Annotated in this window: 15 protein-coding genes and 1 tRNA gene; 11 read left to right on the top strand and 5 right to left on the bottom strand. The window is 66.9% G+C overall.

Annotated features, from left to right (window positions below; genetic code table 11):
• Positions 1-438: 438 nt before the first annotated feature.
• Together FHW97_RS19255 and FHW97_RS19250 are read left to right on the top strand one after the other, a co-directional pair.
• The gene (locus FHW97_RS19255; protein ID WP_107718762.1) at positions 439-1209 is read left to right on the top strand and encodes a hypothetical protein; all 771 of its coding nucleotides are present in this window, start codon (positions 439-441) and stop codon (positions 1207-1209) included.
• A gap of 81 nt (positions 1210-1290) precedes the next feature.
• Positions 1291-2613: a homoserine dehydrogenase gene (locus tag FHW97_RS19250; protein ID WP_022675742.1), complete on the top strand. Its 1323-nt coding sequence runs from the start codon at positions 1291-1293 to the stop codon at positions 2611-2613.
• An 83-nt stretch (positions 2614-2696) separates the two neighbouring features.
• On the opposite strand, the gene FHW97_RS19245 is transcribed toward FHW97_RS19250, so the two are convergent.
• Complete coding sequence (locus FHW97_RS19245) at positions 2697-3245, bottom strand: hypothetical protein (protein WP_168353110.1); 549 nt, start codon at positions 3243-3245, stop codon at positions 2697-2699.
• Between the two features lie 294 nt (positions 3246-3539).
• Positions 3540-5342, bottom strand: a complete 1803-nt coding sequence (locus tag FHW97_RS19240) for a methyl-accepting chemotaxis protein (protein ID WP_171799528.1) — start codon at positions 5340-5342, stop codon at positions 3540-3542.
• Between the two features lie 270 nt (positions 5343-5612).
• On the opposite strand from FHW97_RS19240, the gene FHW97_RS19235 reads away from it, so the two are divergent.
• Genes FHW97_RS19235 through FHW97_RS19220 form a run of 4 tightly spaced genes read left to right on the top strand, consistent with a single transcriptional unit; the run spans position 5613 to position 8739 of the window.
• The gene (locus FHW97_RS19235; protein ID WP_171795294.1) at positions 5613-6254 is read left to right on the top strand and encodes a PepSY-associated TM helix domain-containing protein; all 642 of its coding nucleotides are present in this window, start codon (positions 5613-5615) and stop codon (positions 6252-6254) included.
• Positions 6255-6275: 21 nt separating this feature from the next.
• On the top strand, positions 6276-6782 hold the full coding sequence (locus tag FHW97_RS19230; protein WP_171799527.1) for a DUF2271 domain-containing protein: 507 nt from the start codon (positions 6276-6278) through the stop codon (positions 6780-6782).
• A 14-nt stretch (positions 6783-6796) separates the two neighbouring features.
• Positions 6797-7759: a DUF4198 domain-containing protein gene (locus FHW97_RS19225; RefSeq protein ID WP_171799526.1), complete on the top strand. Its 963-nt coding sequence runs from the start codon at positions 6797-6799 to the stop codon at positions 7757-7759.
• A gap of 23 nt (positions 7760-7782) precedes the next feature.
• Positions 7783-8739: an FAD:protein FMN transferase gene (locus FHW97_RS19220; RefSeq protein ID WP_370525480.1), complete on the top strand. Its 957-nt coding sequence runs from the start codon at positions 7783-7785 to the stop codon at positions 8737-8739.
• An 85-nt stretch (positions 8740-8824) separates the two neighbouring features.
• Here the strand turns inward: FHW97_RS19220 and FHW97_RS19215 are convergent, their stop codons facing one another.
• Complete coding sequence (locus tag FHW97_RS19215) at positions 8825-11227, bottom strand: TonB-dependent receptor (RefSeq protein WP_370525481.1); 2403 nt, start codon at positions 11225-11227, stop codon at positions 8825-8827.
• 383 nt (positions 11228-11610) lie between these two features.
• Between FHW97_RS19215 and FHW97_RS19210 the strand changes: the two genes are divergently transcribed.
• Genes FHW97_RS19210 through gltX form a run of 5 tightly spaced genes read left to right on the top strand, consistent with a single transcriptional unit; the run spans position 11611 to position 16383 of the window.
• Positions 11611-12387, top strand: coding sequence for an energy transducer TonB (locus FHW97_RS19210; protein ID WP_171799525.1), 777 nt, complete (start codon positions 11611-11613; stop codon positions 12385-12387).
• A gap of 11 nt (positions 12388-12398) precedes the next feature.
• Positions 12399-13079 carry a Fe2+-dependent dioxygenase gene (locus tag FHW97_RS19205; RefSeq protein WP_054132590.1) on the top strand — a complete coding sequence of 227 codons (681 nt, stop codon included), beginning with the start codon at positions 12399-12401 and terminating at the stop codon, positions 13077-13079.
• Positions 13076-14167, top strand: a complete 1092-nt coding sequence (locus tag FHW97_RS19200) for an alpha-hydroxy acid oxidase (protein WP_171799524.1) — start codon at positions 13076-13078, stop codon at positions 14165-14167. The genes FHW97_RS19205 and FHW97_RS19200 overlap by 4 nt, the downstream gene beginning before the upstream one ends.
• A gap of 24 nt (positions 14168-14191) precedes the next feature.
• A complete protein-coding gene (locus FHW97_RS19195) occupies positions 14192-15016 on the top strand; it encodes an arylamine N-acetyltransferase (RefSeq protein ID WP_171797612.1) in 825 nt (274 codons plus the stop codon).
• Between the two features lie 44 nt (positions 15017-15060).
• Entirely contained in the window at positions 15061-16383 is a 1323-nt protein-coding gene (gltX, locus tag FHW97_RS19190) for a glutamate--tRNA ligase (RefSeq protein ID WP_171799523.1), read from the top strand.
• Positions 16384-16393: 10 nt separating this feature from the next.
• Here gltX and FHW97_RS19185 read toward each other — a convergent pair whose 3' ends face one another.
• Both FHW97_RS19185 and FHW97_RS19180 read right to left on the bottom strand, forming a co-directional pair.
• The gene (locus tag FHW97_RS19185; protein WP_171799522.1) at positions 16394-21865 is read right to left on the bottom strand and encodes a hypothetical protein; all 5472 of its coding nucleotides are present in this window, start codon (positions 21863-21865) and stop codon (positions 16394-16396) included.
• 385 nt (positions 21866-22250) lie between these two features.
• Positions 22251-22327, bottom strand: a tRNA-Met gene (locus FHW97_RS19180).
• Positions 22328-22337 lie beyond the last annotated feature (10 nt).

Raw genomic sequence — 22337 nt, 5'->3', positions numbered from 1 at the left:
CTCCTGAACGTCCTAGCCAAGCCCGACACATCGCCCACAGGACAACGCCAATCGCGCCCGAAAAGGACCGACGCCCGGAATCACCGTTCCGGCCGACGAGACAATCCAGCGATTTCATTCCACCCTGCCGAACAACCCGGACCGCCGACATCGGACGCAGAGGGCCCGGCGGCGGCATGGTTCGGACTTGGTTTTTTGTTTGCCCGAACGATCGGGAGCTTTAACGCCGAACCTATAAGGGCGCAAATGCTTTATCGGTTAAGCCATGATTCAGCGATGCGTCCCGCAATCGCAAGGAAATCTTAGCAATTTTGCGGCGCTGCGCCGCACGGAAGGAGGAATATGCCCAAATCCGCGCATCCGATGCGAAATTTTGTCGCTGGCATGCTGGTGTTTGCAAGCATTTCGGCGCCCCTGCACGCACAATCGGCGCCGCCCATGATTCGCACTCTTGACGCTCCGGCGCTGACCTATGCCGATCTTGTCGACCTTGCCCTGCCCGCGCACATCGTGGCCAAGGCAGAAATCACCGCGGTTTCCAAAATCAATCCGGCACTGTCTGCCGATGTCGCGCCGGGCAAGGTGCGCCTCTATATAGAGGCGCGCACCACCGCCCTGCTGGTCGGCCCCGACATTGCCGATACGCTCAGCTTCCTGGCCGACGTGCCGCTCGATGCGCGGGGCAAGGTGCCCAAACTGCGCAAGATGCCGGTGCTGCTGCTGGCCGATCCGGTCAACGGCCGTCCGGGCGAGCTCAAGCTGGTGTCGCCCGATGCGATGCTGCCCTGGACGCCCGAGCTGGAAGCGCGGCTGCGCCCGATCCTGACCGAACTGGTCAACCACGGCCAGCCGCCGGTGATCACCGGGGTGCGCGAGACCATGCACGTGCCCGGCAACCTGACCGGCGAGGGCGAAACACAGGTGTTCCTCTCCACCCCCGATGGCAAGCCTGCCTCGCTCTCGATCCTGCGCCGCCCCGGCGAACGAACCACCTGGGGCGTGAGCTTCTCCGAGATCGTCGACCAATCGGCCAAGCCGCCCCAGCCCGAAACCCTGGCATGGTATCGCCTGGCCTGCGCCCTGCCGCCCGAGCTGCCGCCCCGCAGCGTGATCAGCGGCACGGCCGACGATCGCCAGATCGCCAGCGAGGACTATGCCCAGGTGATCCGCGAGCTGGGCCCCTGCACGCGCAATCGCCCGCCGCACTGAGAACTGCGCAGTGATGCTGGCCTTTTGGCCGGTGCTGAACTAGGGCACCGGCCAGAGAACAAGACGAGAAGTGGGAAGACCATGAGCGAACCCTTGCGCATCGCGCTCGCCGGCCTGGGCACCGTTGGCGGTGGCGTGATCCGGCTGATCGAAACCAATGCCGACCTCATCGCCCGCCGGGCCGAGCGGCGGATCGAGATCGTGGCCGTGGCCGCCCGCGATCGCAGCAAGGACCGCGGCGTGGACCTGTCGCGCTATGCCTGGGAAGACGACATGACCGCGATGGCCGCCCGGCCCGACGTGGACGTGGTGGTCGAACTGGTCGGCGGGTCTGACGGCCCGGCGCTGACCCTGGCGCGCAATACGCTGGCTGCCGGCAAGGACCTGGTCACCGCCAACAAGGCGATGATCGCCCACCATGGCCTGGAACTGGCCGCGCTGGCCGAAAAGGCCGATGCCGCGCTCAAGTTTGAGGCGGCCGTGGCCGGCGGCATCCCGGTGATCAAGAGCCTCAAGGAAGGCATGGCCGCCAACGATATCAAGCGCGTCTATGGCATCCTCAACGGCACCTGCAACTATATCCTCTCGACCATGGAGGATACCGGCCGCGACTTTGCCGACGTGCTCGCCGAAGCCCAGGCCAAGGGCTATGCCGAAGCTGATCCCACGTTCGACATCGACGGCATCGATGCCGCGCACAAGCTGGCGATCCTGTCGAGCGTGGCGTTCGGCACGCGGATGGATTTCAAGAGCGTGACGACGCGCGGCATCCGCCGCCTGCTTGCCGCCGATATCGCCCAGGCCGATGTGCTGGGCTATTACATCCGCCTGATCGGCATGGCCGATACCGAAGTGGACGCCAGCGGCCAGCGCCGCCTGGTGCAGCGCGTGCAGCCGCACCTGGTGCACCGTGACCACCCGCTGGCCCATGTCGATGGCGCCACCAACGCCGTGGTGGCCGAAGGCAACTTTGTCGGCCGCCTGCTGTTCCAGGGTGCCGGGGCCGGCGACGGACCGACCGCCAGCGCCGTGGTTGCCGACCTGATCGACATTGCGCGGGGCGATATCGGCACGCCGTTCTCCATCCCCGTGGCCGAACTGGGCGAGGCCCCGCCGGCCGAGACCGGCGATCGCATCGGCAGCGCCTATATCCGCTTCAACGTGGCAGACCGTCCCGGCGCGCTGGCCGAGATCACCGCCGCGATGCGTGACGCCGGGGTTTCGATCGAAAGCCTGATCCAGAAGGGCACCCCGGGCCTGGCTGCCGGCGATGCCGATACGGTGCTGGTGCACATGGTGACGCACGATGGCCCGGAAAGCGCGATCGGCCGGGCCATGGCCCTGCTGTGCGACTCCCCCTGCCTGACCGAGCCGCCCGTGGTCCTGCCGATCCTCGACGAGTAGGGCCCGCAAGCCGCCGACAAACTGAAAAGGGCCTGGAAAGCATCGCTTTCCAGGCCCTTTTCATATCCAGCGACCAGCAGCGCTCAGGGTGCGCGGATTTCGCCCTTGGCGATGCGATCGGCATCCGATCCGGGCGGCGGCGGCGGCAGGGCGGTGATATCGAAGTAATACATCGGCGGCGGCACGCTGCCAAAGCCGACGCAGGCGCCATTGCCCTTGCACGGCGCCATGCCAAATACATTGGGCGCGCGGGGCAGGCCATCGTTGGTCGATTGCGCGGTATCAGTCTGGTCGCGCAGCGGCAGGCGCTCCTTCTCCCGCGCTTCGGCGCCGCCGCAGACCACGATCGCGCCATCGGCGCTGCGGCCGGGCCGGCAACGGGTGGCCTGGCTGCCGGTGATCAGCCGCTGGGCAAGATTGCCGTCGGCATTGCTCAAGGTTGGTAGCCCCGGCCCGGCAACCTGCGGCACGGCCACCGTGGGAGCGGCGGAAGGCGTGGCCTGACTGGTCTGGGCCTGACTGGTCTGGGCCTGACTGGTCTGGGCCTGGCTATCCTGAGCCTGGGGCTCTGCCTGGGCCAGGGCCGCCGGGGCCGGTGCCAGGACCAGGCCGCAGGCCAGAGCCAAGGCCACGATCGGGGCGGGAATGGGAAAACGGACCGGAAAGGGCACTCTCGACAACACGGCTTTCTCCCGTCCAGGGGCGGCCCCGAAACATGTGCCGGACATAGCCAGCACGCGAATGCTGGTGTCTGCCGTGTCCTCGTGCGCGCGATGACGCGTGTCACCGCTGCTGCGGCGATCGGTGCGTGACGCCTGACCGGCCGCAGCGACAAAAACATTGCCGGCGCCATAGCTGTAGAGGCCATGTGCCCGGCCTTCAACGAACTTTATACAGAGCACTCCCAGAGCATCGGCGGATGCAGGCTACCCCGCGGCCAGTGCCAGGCGCGGACCCGGCTGGGCATCCTCGCGCATCGAGGCGCGGCGCAGGTCCTGGGGCCTGGCCACATGGGCTGGGCGATTGGCCACGTCGCGGGTGCGGAAGGTGGATACCAGCCGGGCCAGCGCTTCGGCCTCTTCGGCCAGGCTGCGGGTGGCGGCCGATGACTGTTCGACCATGGCCGCGTTCTGCTGGGTCATGCGGTCCATGTCGCTGACCGCGCGGTTTACGTCGCGCAGCTTGTCGGCCTGGTCGATCGCGGCTTGCGCAATGCCCGAAACCAGGCCGCCGATCTCTTCCACCCGCGTGACGATGCCGCCCAATCGCGCGCCGGTCTCGCCCACCAGCGTCACGCCGTGGCTCACCTGCTCGGTGCTTTCGCTGATCAGGGCCTTGATATCGCGGGCTGCATCGGCAGAGCGCTGCGCCAGCGCGCGCACTTCGGAGGCAACCACGGCAAAGCCCTTGCCAGCGTCTCCGGCGCGGGCTGCCTCCACCCCCGCGTTGAGCGCGAGCAGGTTGGTCTGAAAGGCGATGCCGTCGATCACGCTGATGATCTGGCCGATCCGCGCCGACGATGCCTCGATCGCCGCCATCGCCGCCACCGCGCGGGTGACTACGTCGCCACCGGCAGCCGCCTCGTCCTGGGCAGCGCCGATCGCGCTCTGCACGCTGGCGGCGCGCTGCGCGGTTTCGCCAACGCTGCGGGTTACGCTATCGAGCGAGCCTGCCGTCGTGGCCAGGCTGGCCGCCTGTTCCTCGTTGCGCTGGGCCAGGTCTTCGGATGCGGCGCGGATTTCGGCGATGGCGCGGGCCACGCGGTTGGCCCCCACGCGCACGCCGCGCAGCGCCTCGGCCATGGCGGCGATTGCAGTGTTGTAGTTGGTGCGCAGCGCCTCGAAGCCGGGCGGGAACGTCGCATCGATCCGCTGCTCCAGATCCTTGCCGGCGATCACGTCCAGCCCATGGGCCAGGGCATCGACCACCCGGCCCTGCGCCGCCCGATCGGCCTCGCGCGTTTGTGCCGCGGCGCGGAACACGTCCATCGCCCGCACGATCTGCCCGATCTCGTCCACCCGCTCGGCGCCTGCCAGCGGGCGATCCAGCGCGCCCTGCGCCATATCGACAATGCCATCGGCAGTATCGACCAGCGGAGCGATCACCCGCTGGCGCAGCAGGTGCCCCACATATACGACCAATACCAGCACCAGCGCGGCAAGCAGGCCGGTGCCGACCAGCGAGACCGTGACCTGGCGATAGCCGCTTTCGAGCAGGCGGGCGCGGTTGGTATTGGACAGCGTGACCAGCGCATCGACGCGCTGGTGCTGCAAGGCATAGGCCTGGCGCAGCGGCCCGGCGTGGATTGCCCGCATCGCCGCCAGATCGCCCCGCCGTGCCGCGGGCAGGAACTGCTCGTCCACGGTCTTCCAGAACGCCACTTCGGCATCGAGCACGGCCTGCACCGGCGCGCGCATTGCATCGGGCACGGGCGCGGCCTGCCAATAGGCCTGGCGCTCCTTGAACTGGGCTTCCTCCTCGGCCAGGGCCGTCATCTCGGCATTGGCGCGGGCGGGATCGTCGAGCATCAGCGTGGTATGCAGATAGGGTTCCACCACAAAGCACGGTGGCGGCAGGATATCGGCCAGGAGTTCGTCCTGCAGCAGGCTTTCGTGATGCATCGGGCCGCCAAAGCGGATCTGCGCGACCACGAACGCCGCCAGGGTGATGGCGACCACGATCAGGCCGATGACCAGCCGCGTTGCTTGCCGCGTGCGCACGCTCAGCATCGAAGAACACTCCATGGGCGGATTTCGCGCTTTTCCTAGCGTGGCGATGCTTAATCCCGCGCGGTAGACGGGTTCCGGGGAATTGCGGAGCAGGGCAAACCCGTAACAGCCGTGATACAACCACAAACTTGCAAATGACTCGCATTAGGTTAAGAGCAGTACCAACTCCAGCCCGCCAGCGACGGACCCGCCTTGACCACGCTTGACCAGATCGACCGCCCGCGCCCGCCTGCTGCCCCGCCCCACGCGGCGCCGCGCCCTGATGCGGCCCTGGCGCCAGACCGCAACCAGGCGAAGAAAGCGCGCAAGGCCAGGCAGTTCTGGCTCAAGCAACTGCACACCTGGCACTGGATCAGCGCGGCGGTGGCGCTGGTTGGCATGATGCTGTTCGCCATCACCGGCATCACGCTCAACCATGCCGCGCAGATCAATGCCGAGCCGGTGGTGGTCGATCGCAACGCCGCCCTGCCCGCCCCGCTGCTGGCACAGATCGCAGCCGCGCCAGCGGCCAGCGATGCGCCGCTGCCCGCGCCTGTGGCGCAGGCCGTGGCGCGGGCCGTGGGCATCGATCCCCAGGGGCACGCGGGCGAATGGTCTGACGATGAAGTCTATGTTGCCATGCCAGGCCCCGGCACCGACCGCTGGGTCAGCGTGAACCGCCACAGCGGCGCAATCACCTCGGAAAAGACCGATCGCGGCTGGATTTCCTGGGCCAACGATCTGCACAAGGGCCGCAACACCGGCACGGTGTGGTTCTGGTTCATCGATGTGTTCGCGCTGGCCTGCGTGGTCTTCACGCTGACCGGGCTGATCCTGTTGCAGTTGCACGCCCGCCATCGCCCCGCAACCTGGCCGCTGGTGGCGCTGGGGCTGGTGATCCCCGCAGGCATCGCCCTGTTCTTCATCCACTGACCGCAAGGGAAACCCCTGTCGATGCGCAAGTCCCTTCCGCTTGTTGCTGGCGTGCTCGCCGCGCCGCACTTGGCTCTGGCCGCCCCCGCCGCGCCGGCCGGCGTGATCACTGTCACCGTCCCGCGCCTGTCGGTAGCCGAATACCACCGGCCCTATGTGGCCGGATGGATCGAGCCGGCCGGCGGCGGCCAGACCCGCACGCTGTGGGTGTGGTACGATATCAAGAAGGTAGGTCGCGAACCGGGCACCAAGTGGCTGGGTGACCTGCGCAGCTGGTGGCGCAAGGGCGGCCGTTCGCTGGGCCTGCCAGCCGATGGCCTTTCCGGCCAGACCCGCGCGCCGGGCGCCTATCGCATCCCGCTGCCCGCCGGACTCCGGCCCGGGGCCTATACCCTGTTCGTGGAAGCGGCGCGCGAAACCGGCGGCCGCGAACTGGTGCAGGTGCCGTTCTCGGTGCCGGCCAAGCCCGCTCCGGCTGGCGCCAGCGGCCGGGCCGAACTGGGCCAGGTGACCGTTTCCCTGCGTTGAGAGGACCGACCCCGATGAACCGCAAGTCTCTGGCACTCGCCGCGCCGCTCATGGCGCTGGCGCTTGGCGCGCCCGCCCATGCGCATCGCATGTGGCTGCTGCCCTCGATCACCGTGCTGGCCGATACCAACCAATCGGTCACCGTCGATGCGGCCATTTCCAACGACCTGTTCTATCCCGATCACTTCCCGCTGGGGGTTGACCAGGTCAAGGTCTGGGCGCCCGATGGTACGCCGGGCAAGATCGAAAACGCCGCGCGGCTGCGCACGCGATCGGTGTTCGACGTGGTCATCGACAAGCCCGGCACCTGGAAGATCGGCACGGAAATGGCCAATCTATCTGGCACGTTCAAGGTGAATGGCGAGCTGTGGGGGCTGGGCATGCGCCGTCCCGGCGGCACGGGCGGCCCAGGCAGCCAAGCGGGAATGGGTGCGCCGCCGCGCGGCATGATGCCGGGGGGCCCGGCTGGTCCCGGTGGCCCCGGCGGACCCGGTGGTGGCGAAGGCGGCCCCCGCCCGCAGATCGCACCCGATCACATGGTGGCCAGTCTGGCCGATATTCCCGCCGATGCCACCGAGGTAAACCTGACCGAAACGCTCAACCGCAACTTCGTGTTTGTCACCGCCGGCACCCCCACAACGCAGGCCTTTGCCCCCAACGGCAAGGGGCTGGAAATGGTGCCCATCACCCATCCCGATGAACTGGTGAGCGACGAGCCGGGTAAGTTCCGCTTCCTGATCGACGGACAGCCGGCGGCCAAGCTCAAGGTGACGGTGATCCCCGGCGCCAAACGCTATCGCGATATCGAGGGCGCGCAGGAACTGACCACTGCCGCCGATGGCACGGTCACGGTGAAATGGCCGGTGCCTGGGTTCTATTGGCTGAACGCCAGCCTGACGGACGATCACCCGGCCAACCCGCGCGCCGCCCATCGCCGGACCAGCTATACCACCACGCTGGAAGTCGTGGCGCCCTGACCCTGCCCGACCAGGCAAACCGGATGTTGCGCCTTGCCGTGCCCACCGCGATCGACCCGGACAGCCTGGCCGGGTTCGATCCGGCGGCGCCGATCATCACCCTGTCAGGGCTAACCATGGGCACACGCTGGCAGGTGCGCCTGGCCCATCCGGCTGGCAGCGCGGACAGCGCCGCTTTGCATGCCCTCATCCAGGCGCGGCTCGACCGGATGGAGCGGGCGCTCAGCCACTGGCAGCCCGGCAGCGTGCTGATGCGCTTCAACCGCGCGGCACCGGGAACTTGGCTGCATGTGGATGAAGACCTTGCCGGCGTGCTGCACCATGCTTTGGCCGTGGCGCGGGCGAGCCATGGCGCGTTCGATCCGGCCATCGGCCGCCTGACCGACGCCTGGAGCCTCGGCCCCCGCCGCCACCCCGCCCCGCCCGACAGCGCCACGCTGGCCGCCGCCGGCGCGGCCTCAGGGTGGCAACGCCTGATCCTGGAACACGCCTGGTTGCGCCAGCCCGGCGGCCTGTGGCTCGATCTGTCGGGCGTGGCCAAGGGATATGCCACAGACACCCTGGCCGATCTGTTGGCCGCGCAGGGCCTGCGCCACGCCCTGGTCGAGGTGGGCGGCGAATGCACCGGGCGCGGCCTGCGCCCGGATGGCGATCCGTGGTGGGTAGACGTGGAAAGCCCGCCCGGCGCCAACCTGGCGCCGCTGCGCGTGGCGCTGCACCAGTTGAGCATGGCGACCTCGGGCAGCTATCTTGGCCTGCACACCATCGCCCCCGCCACGGGCCAGCCTGGCCAGCGCCATGGGGCGGCAACCGTGCTGCACCGCCATGGCGCAATGGCCGATGCCTGGGCCAGCGCGCTGATCGTGATGGCGCCAGCCCAGGCCCACGCTGTGGCCGTGCGCGAAAATCTCGCCACGCGGTTGGTCGATCCGTCGGGTGGCGAGTGGCTTAGCCCGGCGTTGGCAGCGATGATGGAATAATCATGCTAACACTGATAGCATGACGGCCACAAGAAAGGCCACCGGATGGTCTCCGGCGGCCTTTTGCTTGGCTATGCAATAGCCGTTAGAGCTTCACATTGGCCGTGAGGATCGCCGTGCGGCCCGCAGCCTGGCTGGCAAAGTGCGAGGCATAGGCCTTGTCATAATAGCGCTTGTCGAACAGGTTGTTGATATTGGCCTGAAGCGAGAAGCGCGGCGTCACCTGGAAGCTGGCATTGGCATCGAACCGCCAGTAACCGGGCACATAGCGCGCCAGGGTCTTGGTCACCACGCCGCCGCTCACCGCCGCGCCATAGCCGCCATAGACCTTGCTCATATAAAGCGCGTTGGCGCCCAGCGAGAGGCGGTCAGTCGCCCGGTAGGTGGTGTTGGCGGTAAAGCTGTGGTCGGGCGTGTTGGGAAAGCGCTGCCCGGTGCTGGGCGAGGGTACGTAATAGGTGACGCCCCCTGCCGTCACCGCAGTGGTGCCGCCGTTGATGATGGTGGAATCCATATAGGTATAGCCGCCGAAGACATTCCAGCGGTCGGTGATATTGCCGCTGGCCGAAACCTCGATGCCCTTGACCCGCTTGTTGCCGATGAAGGTCACAGTGCCGTTGGCATCGGTGGCGCGGGCATTGGTGGTTTCGGTCTGGAACGCGGCAAGGGTTAGCGACAGCCCTTCGCCGAAGACGTTCCACTTGGTGCCCACTTCATAGCTGCGCGTGCGCTCCACCTTGAGGGCATCGGTGATCGCCTGGCTGGTGGTATTGAGCGCGTTGCTGTCGCTGCCATTGGCCAGATAGGAACCCGGCGGCGTCGCGGCGGTAGAGGCCGAGGCATAGATGCTGCCGTTGGGCGCGGGCTTCCACGTCAGGCCGGCCTGCCAGGTCCACAGGTTGTCGATCCGGCTGTACCACGCGCGGCCGCTTTCGTCCGCAGCGGTCGCCAGCAGGCCAGGGCTGACGCGCGTGACGTAGTGATCATAGCGCAGCCCCAGGTTGAGCAGCAGCGCATCGGAAAAGTCCACCGTATCGAACAGCGACACCGCCTGGGTATTGGTGCGCGCCTTGGTCCAGGTCTTTTCGGCCGAAAGCATGATCGGCGCGGTCACGCCCGATCCATCGGCGGTATAGCTGGCCCACTGATCATAGGGATTGGGATTGGCCAGGCTGGTGCAGTTGAAGGCCGCAATCGACGCGGCACCGCAGCGGCCACCCGCGGCGCTGATGCCGGTGGCGATCGCCGTTCCCGTGGCCGCATTCGACACATAGTTGCCGACATCGGCGGTTTCGCGGCTGATCTCGCCGGTCAGGGCAAAGCTGTTCTTGATCCCGCCCAGCGTGAACGTGCCGTAGAAATCCGTCTGGTTGATAAAGCCGGTGGTGCGGCTGTAGCGGCTGTTGGCCCGGCGCCAGACATTGCCGTTGATCACGTTGCCCTGGCTATCGTCGGGCTGGGTCAGGACATAGCCCTGGCTCGACACGCCATAGCGCGTGGTGTTGCGCAAGGTCAGCCCATTGGCGAAATGGTGTTCGAGGCGGGCCGTGCCGGTGTTGACCAGGGTGTGGCGGAAATCGCGATCCACCAGGCCATAGAACGCCGTGCGTGGCGTCGCGGCCACGGTGGTTTCGCTATAGCCGGCCGGCGCATTGGCGGTGATGCGCAGATAGGGAATGCCCGAATCCGGCAGCTCGTGGCTTTCCAGGTGATAGTAGTCCAGCGTCAGGCTGGTGGGGCCAGACAGGCCGAACTTCACCGAGGGCGCGACGCCCCAGCGATCCTGCCACACCGCATCGCGCCCTGCCACGTGCTGGTCGTGATACATCGCGGCCAGGCGCAGGCCGACATTGCCGATCGGCTGATTCACATCGGCGGTCACCCGGCGATATTCCGCCGTGCCGGTAGCGGCCGAGACATTGGCAAAGCGCTCGCCGGTCGGCTGCTTGGACACGAGGTTGATCGCCCCGCCCACGCTGCCGCGCCCGTTCATCGTGCTGTCCGAACCCTTGACCACCTCGATCTGGTCCACGGCAAAGACATCGCGCGATTGCGCGCCGATATCGCGCACGCCATCCAGGAACAGGCTGTTCTGCGCATCGGCGCCACGGATGAACGGTCGATCGCCCTGCGGATTGCCGCCTTCGCCGGCCCCCAGGGTGATGCCCGGCACGAAGCGCAGCGCATCGGCCAGGCTGGCCGTGGCATTGTCCTGCAGCACCTGCGCGGGGATCACCGTGACCGTGCGCGGCGTATCGAGCAGCGGGGCGGTGTACTTGGGCGATGCGGCCCGTTCGGTCTTGTAGCTGCCCTCGGTAATGGCGGTATCGGTGACGGTCACGCCGCCCAGCACGCGCGGCTCGGGGTTTTGCGTGGCCGTTGCATCCTGGGCCAGGGCGGGTGCGGCACCCGCGATCAGACTGATGCAACCCAGCGCGAGAAAACCGGCAGCCCCCGCCGCACCGGCACGATCAAAACTGTCCCTCACTCATTCATCCTTTGCGCGAAACATATCATTCGTTGCGGCAGGCTGCGGCGCGCTTGCGCCGATCCCTGGTCCCGGCGGGCATGCGCATCCGGCCCCGCCGATGCCGCAGAGCGCTTTAATGCGAATTGCTATCAGTCGCAACGCTATTGATAATGATTCGCCAATTTGATCTGCCTCAAGGCTCCTAAGTACCGCGCGACCTAGAAATCCGCCATCGCCACGGGCGGTGAGACGTCCGCAATGTAGCCCCCATGCACACGGTCAGAGCCATCTGGCCGAAGGCTCGGAACGCTATTGCGATCTATTCTCTCGACTCGCGCCGGAGAAGCGGCTATGCGAATGACTCTCAATAACCTGCCAAACCGCCAACGGGGGCCAGAATAGTGAGCAGCCAGGCCAGTTTGATCGCAACGCCAACCCTTGCGCCGCGCCCGGCATCGTCCGGCCTGCGCGGAGAGGTCGTGCCGCTGCGGCCTGCCACCTGGCAGCCTGCGCGCTATGAACCGAGCCGACCGCGCGGGCTGGCCATGATCGGGGCGGGCGCTGCCGTTGGCGCATTGCTCGTGGCTTTCCTGTCGCTGGGCATCGTGGCGGCCAAGCCGCGCCATCACACGCTCACGGCGGTGCGCCTTTCGGCTGATCTCACGCCACCACCACCGCCGCCGCCTCAGGCCGCGCAGCAGCCACCGCGCGCGCCGGTGCAGCCTGCCTCGCCCATCGTGGCGCCGCCGCCACCGATTACACTGGCCTTGCCCGCACCGACGATCGCCACCGCCCCCGTCGCCGCGCCGGTTGTCGTGCCCACCCCCGCCCCGGCCGCTGCGCCAGCCCCGGTGGCGGCGCCAGCCCCGGCCGCACCGGCCGCGCCAGCGATTGCCAAGGGCCGCGATCTGTCGGCCAACCTGGTAGATGCCAGCCCGCCGCGCTACCCCATCGATTCGCGCCGCGCGCGCGAGCAGGGCACTGTCGTGCTCAATGTCACGGTGGGGCTCGATGGCCGTGTCGCCGATATCGGCCTGTCCCGCTCCAGCGGGTTTGACCGGCTCGATCGCGCCGCACTGGCCGCCGTGCGCCATTGGCGCTGGACACCGACGCGCCAGAACGGGCAAACCGTGATGGTCCAGGGCCTGGTGTCCATTCCCTTCGTGCTGCAAGGCTGAAAGCCAATGCCATGATGCTGCATATTCCCGGCGTCCTTTCGCCGGACGACGTGGTGCAGGCCCGCGCCGCGCTGGCCCAGGCCGAATGGGAAGACGGCCGCGCCACCGCCGGCCATCTCGCCGTGCGCGCCAAGGCCAACCTGCAATTGCCGCTCGACAGCGCGGTGGGCTCCGCGCTGGGCCAGCGCATTCTCGAACGGCTCGGCCAGACGCCGCTGTTCATCGCCGCCGCGCTGCCGCTGCGCGTGCTGCCGCCGCGTTTCAACCGCTATGAAGGCGGCGGCACTTATGGCAGCCACATCGACAACGCCCTGTTCCGCATGCCCGGCACCGACACCTATGTGCGCACCGACATTTCCAGCACCCTGTTCCTGTCCGATCCACACGAATACGACGGCGGCGAACTGGTGGTGGAAGACAGCTATGGCGCGCACCGGGTAAAGCTCGCCGCAGGTGACATGGTGCTCTATCCCGGTACCAGCCACCACCATGTCACCCCGGTGACGCGGGGCGCCCGCCTGGCCGCATTCTTCTGGACGCAAAGCCTGGTCCCGGCCGAGGCCGACCGCCGCAGCCTGTTCGAGATGGACCAGGCGATCCAGGCCCTTGCCGCCGACCAGCCCGATCATCCCTCGGTCGCGGCGCTCACCGGCGTCTATCACAATCTGCTGCGCCGCTGGTCGCAGCCATGACCGGCGCGCCCCTGCCGGCGGACATCGCCACGCTGGATGATTATGAGCGGCACGCCGCCGCACTCATCGATCCGGCCACCTGGGCACATATCCAGCAGGGCCACACCGCTGCCAACCGTGCCGCCCTGGCGCGCTGGGGCCTGGTGCCGCGCATGCTGCGCCCGCTCGATGGCGGCAGCACCGGCACCATGCTGTTCGGCCAGGCCCACGCCGCGCCGATCCTGCTCGCCCCGGTGGCCTATCAGCGGCTGGCCCATGCCCAGGGAGAAATCGCCACGGCCCAGGCCGCCGCCGCGCTCGACACCGCGCTGGTGGCCAGCACCTTGTCGAGCGGGACGCTGGAAGCGATCATCCAGGCCCTGCACGATGCGGCCAGGGAATTGCAGCGCCCCGCGCCGCCGCCCGCCTGGTTCCAGCTCTATGTCCAGCCCGATCCGGCAGACACGCTCGCCCTGGTGCGCCGGGCCGAGGCAGCCGGCTATTGCGCCTTGGTGGTAACGGTGGATGCCGCCATCAAGCGTGCCGAGTTCACTCTGCCGCCCGGCGTGGAGGCAGCCAATCTTGCCGGGCAGGCGCCGCCGCGTCATCACACCCATGCCCACAGCGGCCAGCTGGTCTTCGGCAGCGCGCTCGCCGCGCAGGCCCCAACCTGGGACACCCTGGCCTGGCTGCGCCGCGAAACCACGCTGCCTTTGGTGGTCAAGGGCTTGCTCCACCCCGATGACGCGCTGCGCGCCCGCGATGCCGGGGCCGATGGGGTGATCGTCTCCAACCATGCCGGGCGCGTGCTCGATGGCGTGGCGCCCGCGCTGATGCTGCTGCCGGCGATGCATGCCGCGCTGGGCGCCGACTATCCGCTGCTGTTCGATGGAGGTATCCGCAGCGGCGCCGATGTGCTCAAGGCCATGGCGCTGGGCGCGCGGGCGGTGCTGGTCGGCGCGCCGCAATACCATGCCCTGGCGGTGGGCGGCATGGCCGGCGTGGCGCATATGCTGCACATCCTGCGCACCGGATTCGAACTGGCCATGGCGCAATGCGGCTGCACCAGCGTAGACCAGATCACCCGCGATCTGGTGATTGCCTTGTAGGCCATAGCCGTTAAGTGGCGGCGCATGATCTGCGATCTGCCCAGCTATCTCGCCCGCATCGGCCTTGCCGCCGCCCCCGCTGCCACGCCGCAGGGCCTCGAACAGGTGCAGCGCGCCCATCGCCAGGCGATCGGGTTTGAAAATCTTGACGTGATGCTGGGCCGGGGCATCGGCCTGGAACCGGCCGATATCCGGGGCAAACTGGTCGATCGGCCGCGCGGCGGCTATTGCTTTGAACATAATCGCCTGTTCGGGGCGATGCTGGCCACCATGGGCATGCCCACGCGGCCGCTGCTGGCACGGGTGTGGCTGCGCGTCTTGCCCGGCGTGGTGCCACCGCGCACCCACACGTTCAGCCTGGTGACGCTGGCCGGCGAGCAGTGGCTGGCCGATGCCGGTTTCGGTTCGTCCTATGTGCCGCCCATGCCGCTGGCTGACGGCGCCAGCGCGCTCGCTGCCGATGGCTATCGCCACCGCCTGCGCCGCGCCCGCGCGCCCGGCTCGCTGCGCGGCGAATGGGAGGTGGAACGCAGCCAGGACGGCGCCACGTGGGAGGCGCAATACAGCTTCGACACCACCGAAGTGGCTGCGCTGGACCTGGCCATGGCCAACCACTGGGTCGCCACCCGGCCGGAATCGCGCTTTACCCAGGCCTGCATCGTCTCGATCGTGCAGCCGCAGGGCTTTGCCTCGCTGCTCGATCGCCAGATGACAGTGCAGACCGCGCATGGGCGCGACGTCAGCGAACTTCTCGATGCAGCCGCCTGGCAGCGCACCCTCGCCGATGTATTCCACATCGAACTGACCGATGCCGAGGTTGCCCAGCTGGCGCCGCGCCTGTTCGGATAAGTCCCCGGCTGGCCTTGGCCGCCAATCGCGCTATAGCGCGGGCCATGACTGTGGTTACCCGCTTTGCGCCCTCGCCCACCGGCCGCCTGCATGTCGGCAACATCCGCACCGCGCTGCACAACTGGTTGCTGGCGCAAAAGCATGGTGGGCGCTTCCTGCTGCGCATCGACGATACCGATGCGGCACGCAGCCGCGAGGAGCATGTCGAAGCGATCCGCGCTGATCTTGCCTGGCTTGGCCTCCATCCCGAGCGCGAAGAGCGCCAGTCTGCGCGCTTTGCCATTTACGAGGCCGCGTTCGAGCGACTGATCACCCAGGGCCGGCTCTATCGCTGCTATGAAACCGCGCAGGAACTTGATCTGAAACGCAAGATCCTGCTCGGGCGCGGGTTGCCGCCGATCTATGACCGCGCCGCCCTTTCCCTGACCGAGGCCGATCACGCCGCCCGCGCCGCTGCCGGTGACAAGCCGCACTGGCGCTTCATGCTGGATCACGACACCCCGATCACCTGGGACGATGGCATTCGCGGGCCCCAGCATTTCGATCCGCGCCAGATGTCCGATCCGGTGGTGCGCCGCGCCGATGGCTCGTGGCTCTATATGCTGCCCAGCGCGATCGACGATATTGAAATGGGCGTAACCGATGTGCTGCGCGGCGAAGACCACGTGTCGAACACCGCCACGCAAGTGCAGATGTTCCTGGCTCTCAACGCCCAGCCCCCCCGCTTTGCCCACGAAGCGCTGCTGACCGGCAGCGAGGGCAAGCTGTCCAAGCGCCTGGGCTCGCTCGGCGTGGCCGACTTGCGCGAGGCGGGAATCGAGCCCGAAGCCCTGGTTGCCCTGCTCGCCCGCCTCGGCACGTCCGATCCGGTCGATCCGGCGCTCGACGCGGCAGACCTCGCCGCCAGTTTCAATCTCGCCCATTTCGGCCGCGCGCCAGCCCGGTTTGACGAGGCGGAACTGCAACGCGTCAACGCCGCCGTGGTCCATCGCCTGCCCTATGACCGCGTCGCTGCCCTGCTGCCCGCCGGCATGGGCGCGGCGGCGTGGGAAGCGATCCGCCCCAACCTGGCCCACATCGGCGAAGCGGCCGATTGGTGGCAGGTGATCCAGGGGCCGATCGCGCCCGCCCCGTTTGACGAGGAAACCCGCGCCTTCCTGTCTCAAGCCGCGCAGGTTGCCGCCACGCTCGATTGGGCCAATCCCTGGCCCGCGCTCACTGCCGCGCTGAAAGACAGCACCGGCCGCAAGGGCAAGGCCCTGTTCCTGCCGCTGCGTCAGGCGCTGACCGGCATGGACCACGGGCCGGACATGAACGCCCTGCTGCCCCTGATCGCCCAGGACGAGGCGGTTCGCCGCCTGTCCTGAGCGCCGGGGATCACAGCCGGAAGCGCAGCCCCGCCGTGGCGCTGCCGCCATTGCTCGGCGCGCCCAGCTCGCCCGAACCGGTGAGGAACAGCGTGGCGCCCGGCGCCATCTGATACTCAACGCCGGCCGCCAGGCTGGCGCTCAAGCGGTTGCGCCGCACGCCCACAGCCTCCAGTTCGTCGGTCGAGCCCGCCAGGCTGGCAAACGCCCGCGCCTGGCGCCCCTGCACGCGATAGCGCATGCCCAGCGTGACAAAGCGACGCCACGGCGAGGCAGCATCCGGCGCGGTCTCGAAGCCAAGCCCGGCGTCGACAAAGCCTTGGGTCAGGCGCGCCCGCGCCACATCGAGGGCAAAGGGATGGGCGCTCGCTTCCTGGATCGCCTCGTGGCTGGTCCGCACCCAGGTCGTGCCCACTTGCGGACGCAACAACCAACCCGATCCCAGCGGGACCGTGCGGCTGAGCGAGGCATCGAAAGACCAGCTGGGCAGCGAATAGCTGGCCGTGATCACCCCGGCATCGGGCACGGTGCGGCGGGTAAAGGCATCGGCATCGTCATAGCTGGCAGACAGCGTAACGCGGGTTTTCCCGCCAAACCGCGCGGTCACGCCGCCGATCGCGCCGCTGGCCTTGGTCGATGCGCCCAGGCTGGCAATCGTCTGGTGGCGGTCCATCCACCCGACATAGGCAGCGACGGCATAGCCTTCGCCACCGACACCCAGGCCAACCAGGCCGCCATAGCCATTGAGCGTTGCCGCGCTCACTCCTTGCGCGCCATTGGCACTGAACTGGCGCGTGCCACCCACCATCTGGCCAAACCCGAAGACATGGCTGTCGCCGCGCGCCTCGGCCTCGCCCATTGTCCGGCTGGTGCTGGCCAGGGCCAGCGCGGTTTCCGTGCCGATCTGCAGCGCATCGGCATAGGGTTCTGGCGTCAGGCGTGCGAACGCTGCAACGATCGGTGCACCCTGGCTGTCCTGCAAGCTGTCGAGCGCGGGGAACAGCGCCACCGGGGCATCGGCCGCCGCCATGGCAGTGTTGATATAGTCGATCGCGCGGCGCACCTGCGGCGCATAGCCCGGCGCATTGGCAAACTGCACCAGCAGGCCCAGGTCACCGTTGGCCAAGGTGCGCAGCGAACCGGCCAGGCCCGTTACCGTGTCAAACTGGCCGGTCACCCCGCCCGATGCACTGATCAGGTCCAGCGTGGAACCGACCTTGACCGGCGTGGTCGCCACGATCTGCAACGTGCTCCCGGAATTGATCGTCAGCGTCCCGTTGATGTTCAGCTTGTCACGGGCACTGGGCGCGATTTCGAACACCGTGGTCGATCCGGTGACCAGCAGCACGTTGCCATTGACCGTCATCGTCCCGGGCGAGGCACCTGGGCTGAGCGTGCCGTTGACGGTAAGATTGCCGTTGACCGTGCCCGCCGAACCGAACACCGCGCCGCGCCCCACGGTAATGCTGTCGGCGTACATCACCGAGCCGGCCAGGCCGACGAGCCGCCCACCGGTCAGCACCACGCTGCCAAAACTGCCCTGGTTTGCCAGTGTGGCAAATCCACCGCTTTGGGTCAGGCTCGAAACCCCGATTACCGTGTCCAGCGCCACTGGCGTAGCCTGGCTGCCACCGTTGATTTCCAGCACATTGGTGCCGCCGCCGGCATAGATCGATCCGGCAAACGCGCCGTTCATCACCAGACGGTCGTCACCGCTGCGGGTCACGATGTCGCCCGTGATCGATCCGCTGTTGATCAGCGTGGCATTGCCGCTCAACAGATAGACGTTCCCAACGATACGGCCACTGTTGTCAAACGAGACCATGTTGCTGACGTCAGCCGCGACAGAAACGGCATAGCCGACGGGCTGCCCATAGCCGTACCAATCGGGATCGGTCTGCGGCGTGAAGCCCGTGATCGTGCCACTGTTGGCGATAGTGAGGGTGCCGGCTTCTGCTGTCGGTGGATAGCTGTAACCGCCGCCCACGATGCTGAGGCCACCACTGATCACGCCGCTGTTGGTCACATTGCTGCCAGCGAAGGTATTGGCCGCCAGGTCGACAGCCGGGCTCACGCCATTGTTCCCGATGCTGCCGCTGTTGTTGAAAGTCAGGCTGGATCTGCTCCACGCCGCAACGGCAGACCCCGTCAAGGTCGGCGAACCAATGCTGGCGCTATTGTCGAACAACGCCGTCGCCACCCAGGCCCGGCCGATATCCGCGCGATTGACGAAGCCCGCCAGATCGCCCTGCAGGCCAGGCACGAGTTGGACGTTATAGCCCGAGAGCGTGCTTACGCCGCCGGTGGTGGCCAGCTGGTTGATGATCGTGCCGGTACCAGCGACCAAGATGTTGCCGGTATAACCAGATGGGCCGGCAAGAGTGACCTGCGCGGCGGCGCCATCGGCAATCGTGAGTTCCTGCGTAAAGCCTGTGGGCAATGCCTCGCCCAGCGTCACGGTTGCCGTTCCGGTGCGCAGATGCCCGATCGTGTTCGTGCCCGCGCCGCCGTCGATCGTTCCGCTTACGCCGAAACTGGCTCCCGTCTCGATCAGCTGATCATCGGCATCGCCGAACAACAGGTTCGCGCTGATCGTGCCCCCATCGGCAATATAGACGCCACTACTGTAAGCGCGGTCATAGTATGGGGAATAACCCAGGTCGACTGTCCCGTTGATGACGCCGGCATTGCGCACCAGCCCGCCGCCCATCTCCACCGCGTCGCCAACGCCGGTAATCGTGCCGCCCGCCAGATTGGTCACCTGGTTCGCGCCGCTGTAATAACCATAGCTCGACATGGCGATGGCCGCGCCACCCGTGCTGACGAGGGCGCCGCTGTTGCTCACCGTGGTGCCGATCAGTTGCACCGCGCTTTGGCTCGCAGTGATGCTGCCCGTGTTGGTCAGTGTGTGGGCAGTCACGCCCAAGCCGCCATCGGCCACGATCGTGCCCGCGTTCACCACCGTTTGCGCGGTGACAGCGCCATAATAGCTGACGGTATTACCGCGCGCAGACGTATCGGTCAGGCGAACCGTCCCGTTGTTGATGAATGTGGTGCCCGTTTCATAGGAGTAGTATGCCGTCGGCAGCGCGACCGTGCCCATCGGATAGACAGCGCCGCTGCGCGTGGTTGCCAGCGTGCCAGTGTTGGTGATCGTGGCAGGTATGCTCGCGACGCTGCCATTGTATCCAGTGGCCTGGGTCGGAATCACCGACGTCGTGCCCAAGGCCACCATGTCGGTCGTGGCGACCGTACCGCTCAGCACGACATTGCCGGTGCCGGCGATGCTCACCGTGGAACCCCAGGTTCCATCGGCATGCAATGCCAGGGTGGTGCCGCTCGCAACCTGATAGCCGACGCGGGCAAAGCCACTGGGCAGCGCCAGGGTGGCGCTCGCGTCGCCCGTCACGTCATATCGCAATTCCGAATGATCCGCCTGAACCACGCCGTTGATCCCGGCAAAGCCGCTGGTTCCCGGCCCACTCAGCGTGGTCATCAGCACGTCATCCCGCCCCAGGGTCAGATTGCCGTTGAGCATCCCACCACTGGTCGCAACGTACATCGTCCCGCCATAGGAGGAGTTGCCAGTGCGAGTGGCGATCTTGACGTCCCCATTGATCGTGCCGGCGTTATAGACACGGATGTAAAATGCCCAGGACTCGCTTGGCGCGACGGCGGCATTGCCGCCGGTGATGATGCCCCCGGCGCGATTGTCGATCTGGGCATAAGCTCCCAGCACCACGGCCGTCCCAGACGCGCTGATCTGTCCGGTATTGGTCAGGATCCCGTCACCCAGCAGAACTCCGGTCGTCGCTCCAGCAATCGTGCCGCTGTTGGTGCCGGATGTGCAGATACAGGTATAGGTCAGTTCCAGGGCAGTTCCGCCGGTCGAACGGATCGTGCCACTGTTGCTGAAGCCCGAGCCGGTATAGACCGAGGCAGCCGTGCCGCCCGCGGTGATCGTGCCGCTGTTGGTGAAATTGTCGCCATTTGTCCTGAGGCCATTGCCGCTTGCGGAAATGGATGCCTTGTTATCGATGACGGTATTGGCAAGGTCGACGGCATAAGCATCACCGCCGGTCTGGCTGGTAATAGTGCCCTCGTTCACGAACGTTCCGCCCGCTGGATAGAACGAAGTGTTGCTCACCACCGTTCCGGTCCCGCTGATCCTGGCCTGGTTCAAGAGCGTTCCAGCACCATCGAAGTAGAGCGACGATACAGTGGGATAGTCGCTTGCCACGGTCAGCGTCGTGCCAAAGATGGGCGCCAGGCTGAGCTGGGTGAAATGCGTCGGCAGCACTGGCGCTGCCGACAATGTCGCATCGCTGCTGGTCACCAGCTTCAAGGTGTTGACCCCGGCGCCGCCATCGATTGCGCCGGAAATGCCGGTTACCAGGTTCCCGCCGTTGAGCGTCCCCACCAGCACGTCATCGCCCGATCCGAACACGACATTGCCGGCGATCGACCCTTGGGATGAATCGATCGTGCTGTTGCCAGACCCGGTGAGGACATTGCCGACGATTGTGCCCTGGTTCACCAGGTTGAGGCTGCCTTGCGTGCTCAACGCGGTATTGCCGGGCTTGACCGAGATCACGCCGCCAGCGGTGTTGGTGACATTGAGCGTGCCGCTGCCAGCGGCAATGATCGTGCCATCGCCGGTGTTGCTGATCACGCCGCTGTTGGTAATGTCCGCCCGGACCGGCGTTCCGTCGATCACGCTGGCGCCACTGGCGCTGATCGTGCCGCCCGCAAGGTTGGTCAGCGTCAGGTATGACGCACCGCCGATCGCAGCCCCGCTGCCGGTGTTGCTGATCGTCCCGCTGTTGGTCACCGTGCCATAGCTCAGCACGATGGTGGGGCTGGCACTGCCAGACGTGATCGCGCCTTCGTTCCATACCGTGCGATAATATGCGCTATTGCCCAGCGATGGCGCGATCGCGCTCAGCGCCCCGCCGTCGATCGTGCCGATGTTGCGAATTGCGGCATTGGCCTGGATCGCGCCGATAAACCCGCTGGCGTTGTTGTAGACCGTGTTGAAGCTGAAATTGGGGTTTGTGTCGTAGATCGCCACGCCGCTCGTACCGGTGATGGTGCCGGCATTGGCGATCGACAGCCAGGTGCTGCCATAGGGATTGCCAGGGCTTCCCGCCAAGGTGATGCCGTACGCGCCCGCGACCGTGCCGTTCTCGCCAACGGTAAGATTGACGCTGGAGCCGGCAAAATCGGTCCCGCTGGAATCGGCTGGCCCAGATAGCACGGCGATGCCCGCAGTCCCCGTATTCGACACAGCACCGTTGACCGTGATCGTGGCATAGCGCGACTGAAACGACGCTGTGGCCGGCATCGCTACCGTGATCGCCGCCGGGCCGTTGGTGTTCAGGCTGGCGCCCTCGTCAACCGTCAGAGCCGTACCCGAACGCGTGATGACATAACCATCGCTGGCCGTGCCGGTACAGGTCACCGCAGTGTCCGTCGTTTCCACGCATTGCGCCCAGGCATGGGCTGGCAAGACGGCCACCATGGCAGCCAGGCTGGCTTGCGCGCGCAGAAAGTTCGCCGGCGACGGGCGACGAACAGGTTGATGATGGTCCAACGATTGCCCCTAAATCACGGTATCTAAACGGATAGACACCAACCTTGTGTATGAAGCAATTTGAAAAGGACCAAAGCATTTTGATATTGCTGCAGCGCAAAAAGGTTCCGCAATGGACCTGCGCTTGCGGCTTGTGCTCGGATGCAGCCAGGCTGGCCAGCAGGGGCGATGCCGCCCGGTGGCGTTTTCGCCGCCAATTAGCGGCATCCTGAACGCAGAAAGGCCCCGTGCCTTGTTTGGCCGGGGCTGTTGTGTGTTAGGCTGTGTTGAGAGATGGTTGCGGGGGCAGGATTTGAACCTGCGACCTTCAGGTTATGAGCCTGACGAGCTACCGGGCTGCTCCACCCCGCGATGCGCTGCG

Source organism: Novosphingobium sp. SG754, from assembly GCF_013149315.1.
In the GTDB taxonomy this organism is placed as follows: Bacteria; Pseudomonadota; Alphaproteobacteria; order Sphingomonadales; family Sphingomonadaceae; genus Novosphingobium; species Novosphingobium capsulatum.
Note: the sequence above shows the minus strand (reverse complement) of the source record. Positions and strands in the feature narration are given on the sequence as shown.

Excerpts from the sequence above, each read along its gene's own strand:
- FHW97_RS19240 (WP_171799528.1), bottom strand. The coding sequence starts at position 5,342 with ATGCTGAGCGTGCGCACGCGGCAAGCAACGCGGCTGGTCATCGGCCTG.
- FHW97_RS19205 (WP_054132590.1), top strand. The coding sequence starts at position 12,399 with ATGATGCTGCATATTCCCGGCGTCCTTTCGCCGGACGACGTGGTGCAG.
- FHW97_RS19250 (WP_022675742.1), top strand. The coding sequence starts at position 1,291 with ATGAGCGAACCCTTGCGCATCGCGCTCGCCGGCCTGGGCACCGTTGGC.
- FHW97_RS19225 (WP_171799526.1), top strand. The coding sequence starts at position 6,797 with ATGAACCGCAAGTCTCTGGCACTCGCCGCGCCGCTCATGGCGCTGGCG.
- FHW97_RS19230 (WP_171799527.1), top strand. The coding sequence starts at position 6,276 with ATGCGCAAGTCCCTTCCGCTTGTTGCTGGCGTGCTCGCCGCGCCGCAC.
- FHW97_RS19220 (WP_370525480.1), top strand. The coding sequence starts at position 7,783 with ATGTTGCGCCTTGCCGTGCCCACCGCGATCGACCCGGACAGCCTGGCC.
- FHW97_RS19200 (WP_171799524.1), top strand. The coding sequence starts at position 13,076 with ATGACCGGCGCGCCCCTGCCGGCGGACATCGCCACGCTGGATGATTAT.
- FHW97_RS19195 (WP_171797612.1), top strand. The coding sequence starts at position 14,192 with ATGATCTGCGATCTGCCCAGCTATCTCGCCCGCATCGGCCTTGCCGCC.
- FHW97_RS19255 (WP_107718762.1), top strand. The coding sequence starts at position 439 with ATGATTCGCACTCTTGACGCTCCGGCGCTGACCTATGCCGATCTTGTC.
- gltX (WP_171799523.1), top strand. The coding sequence starts at position 15,061 with ATGACTGTGGTTACCCGCTTTGCGCCCTCGCCCACCGGCCGCCTGCAT.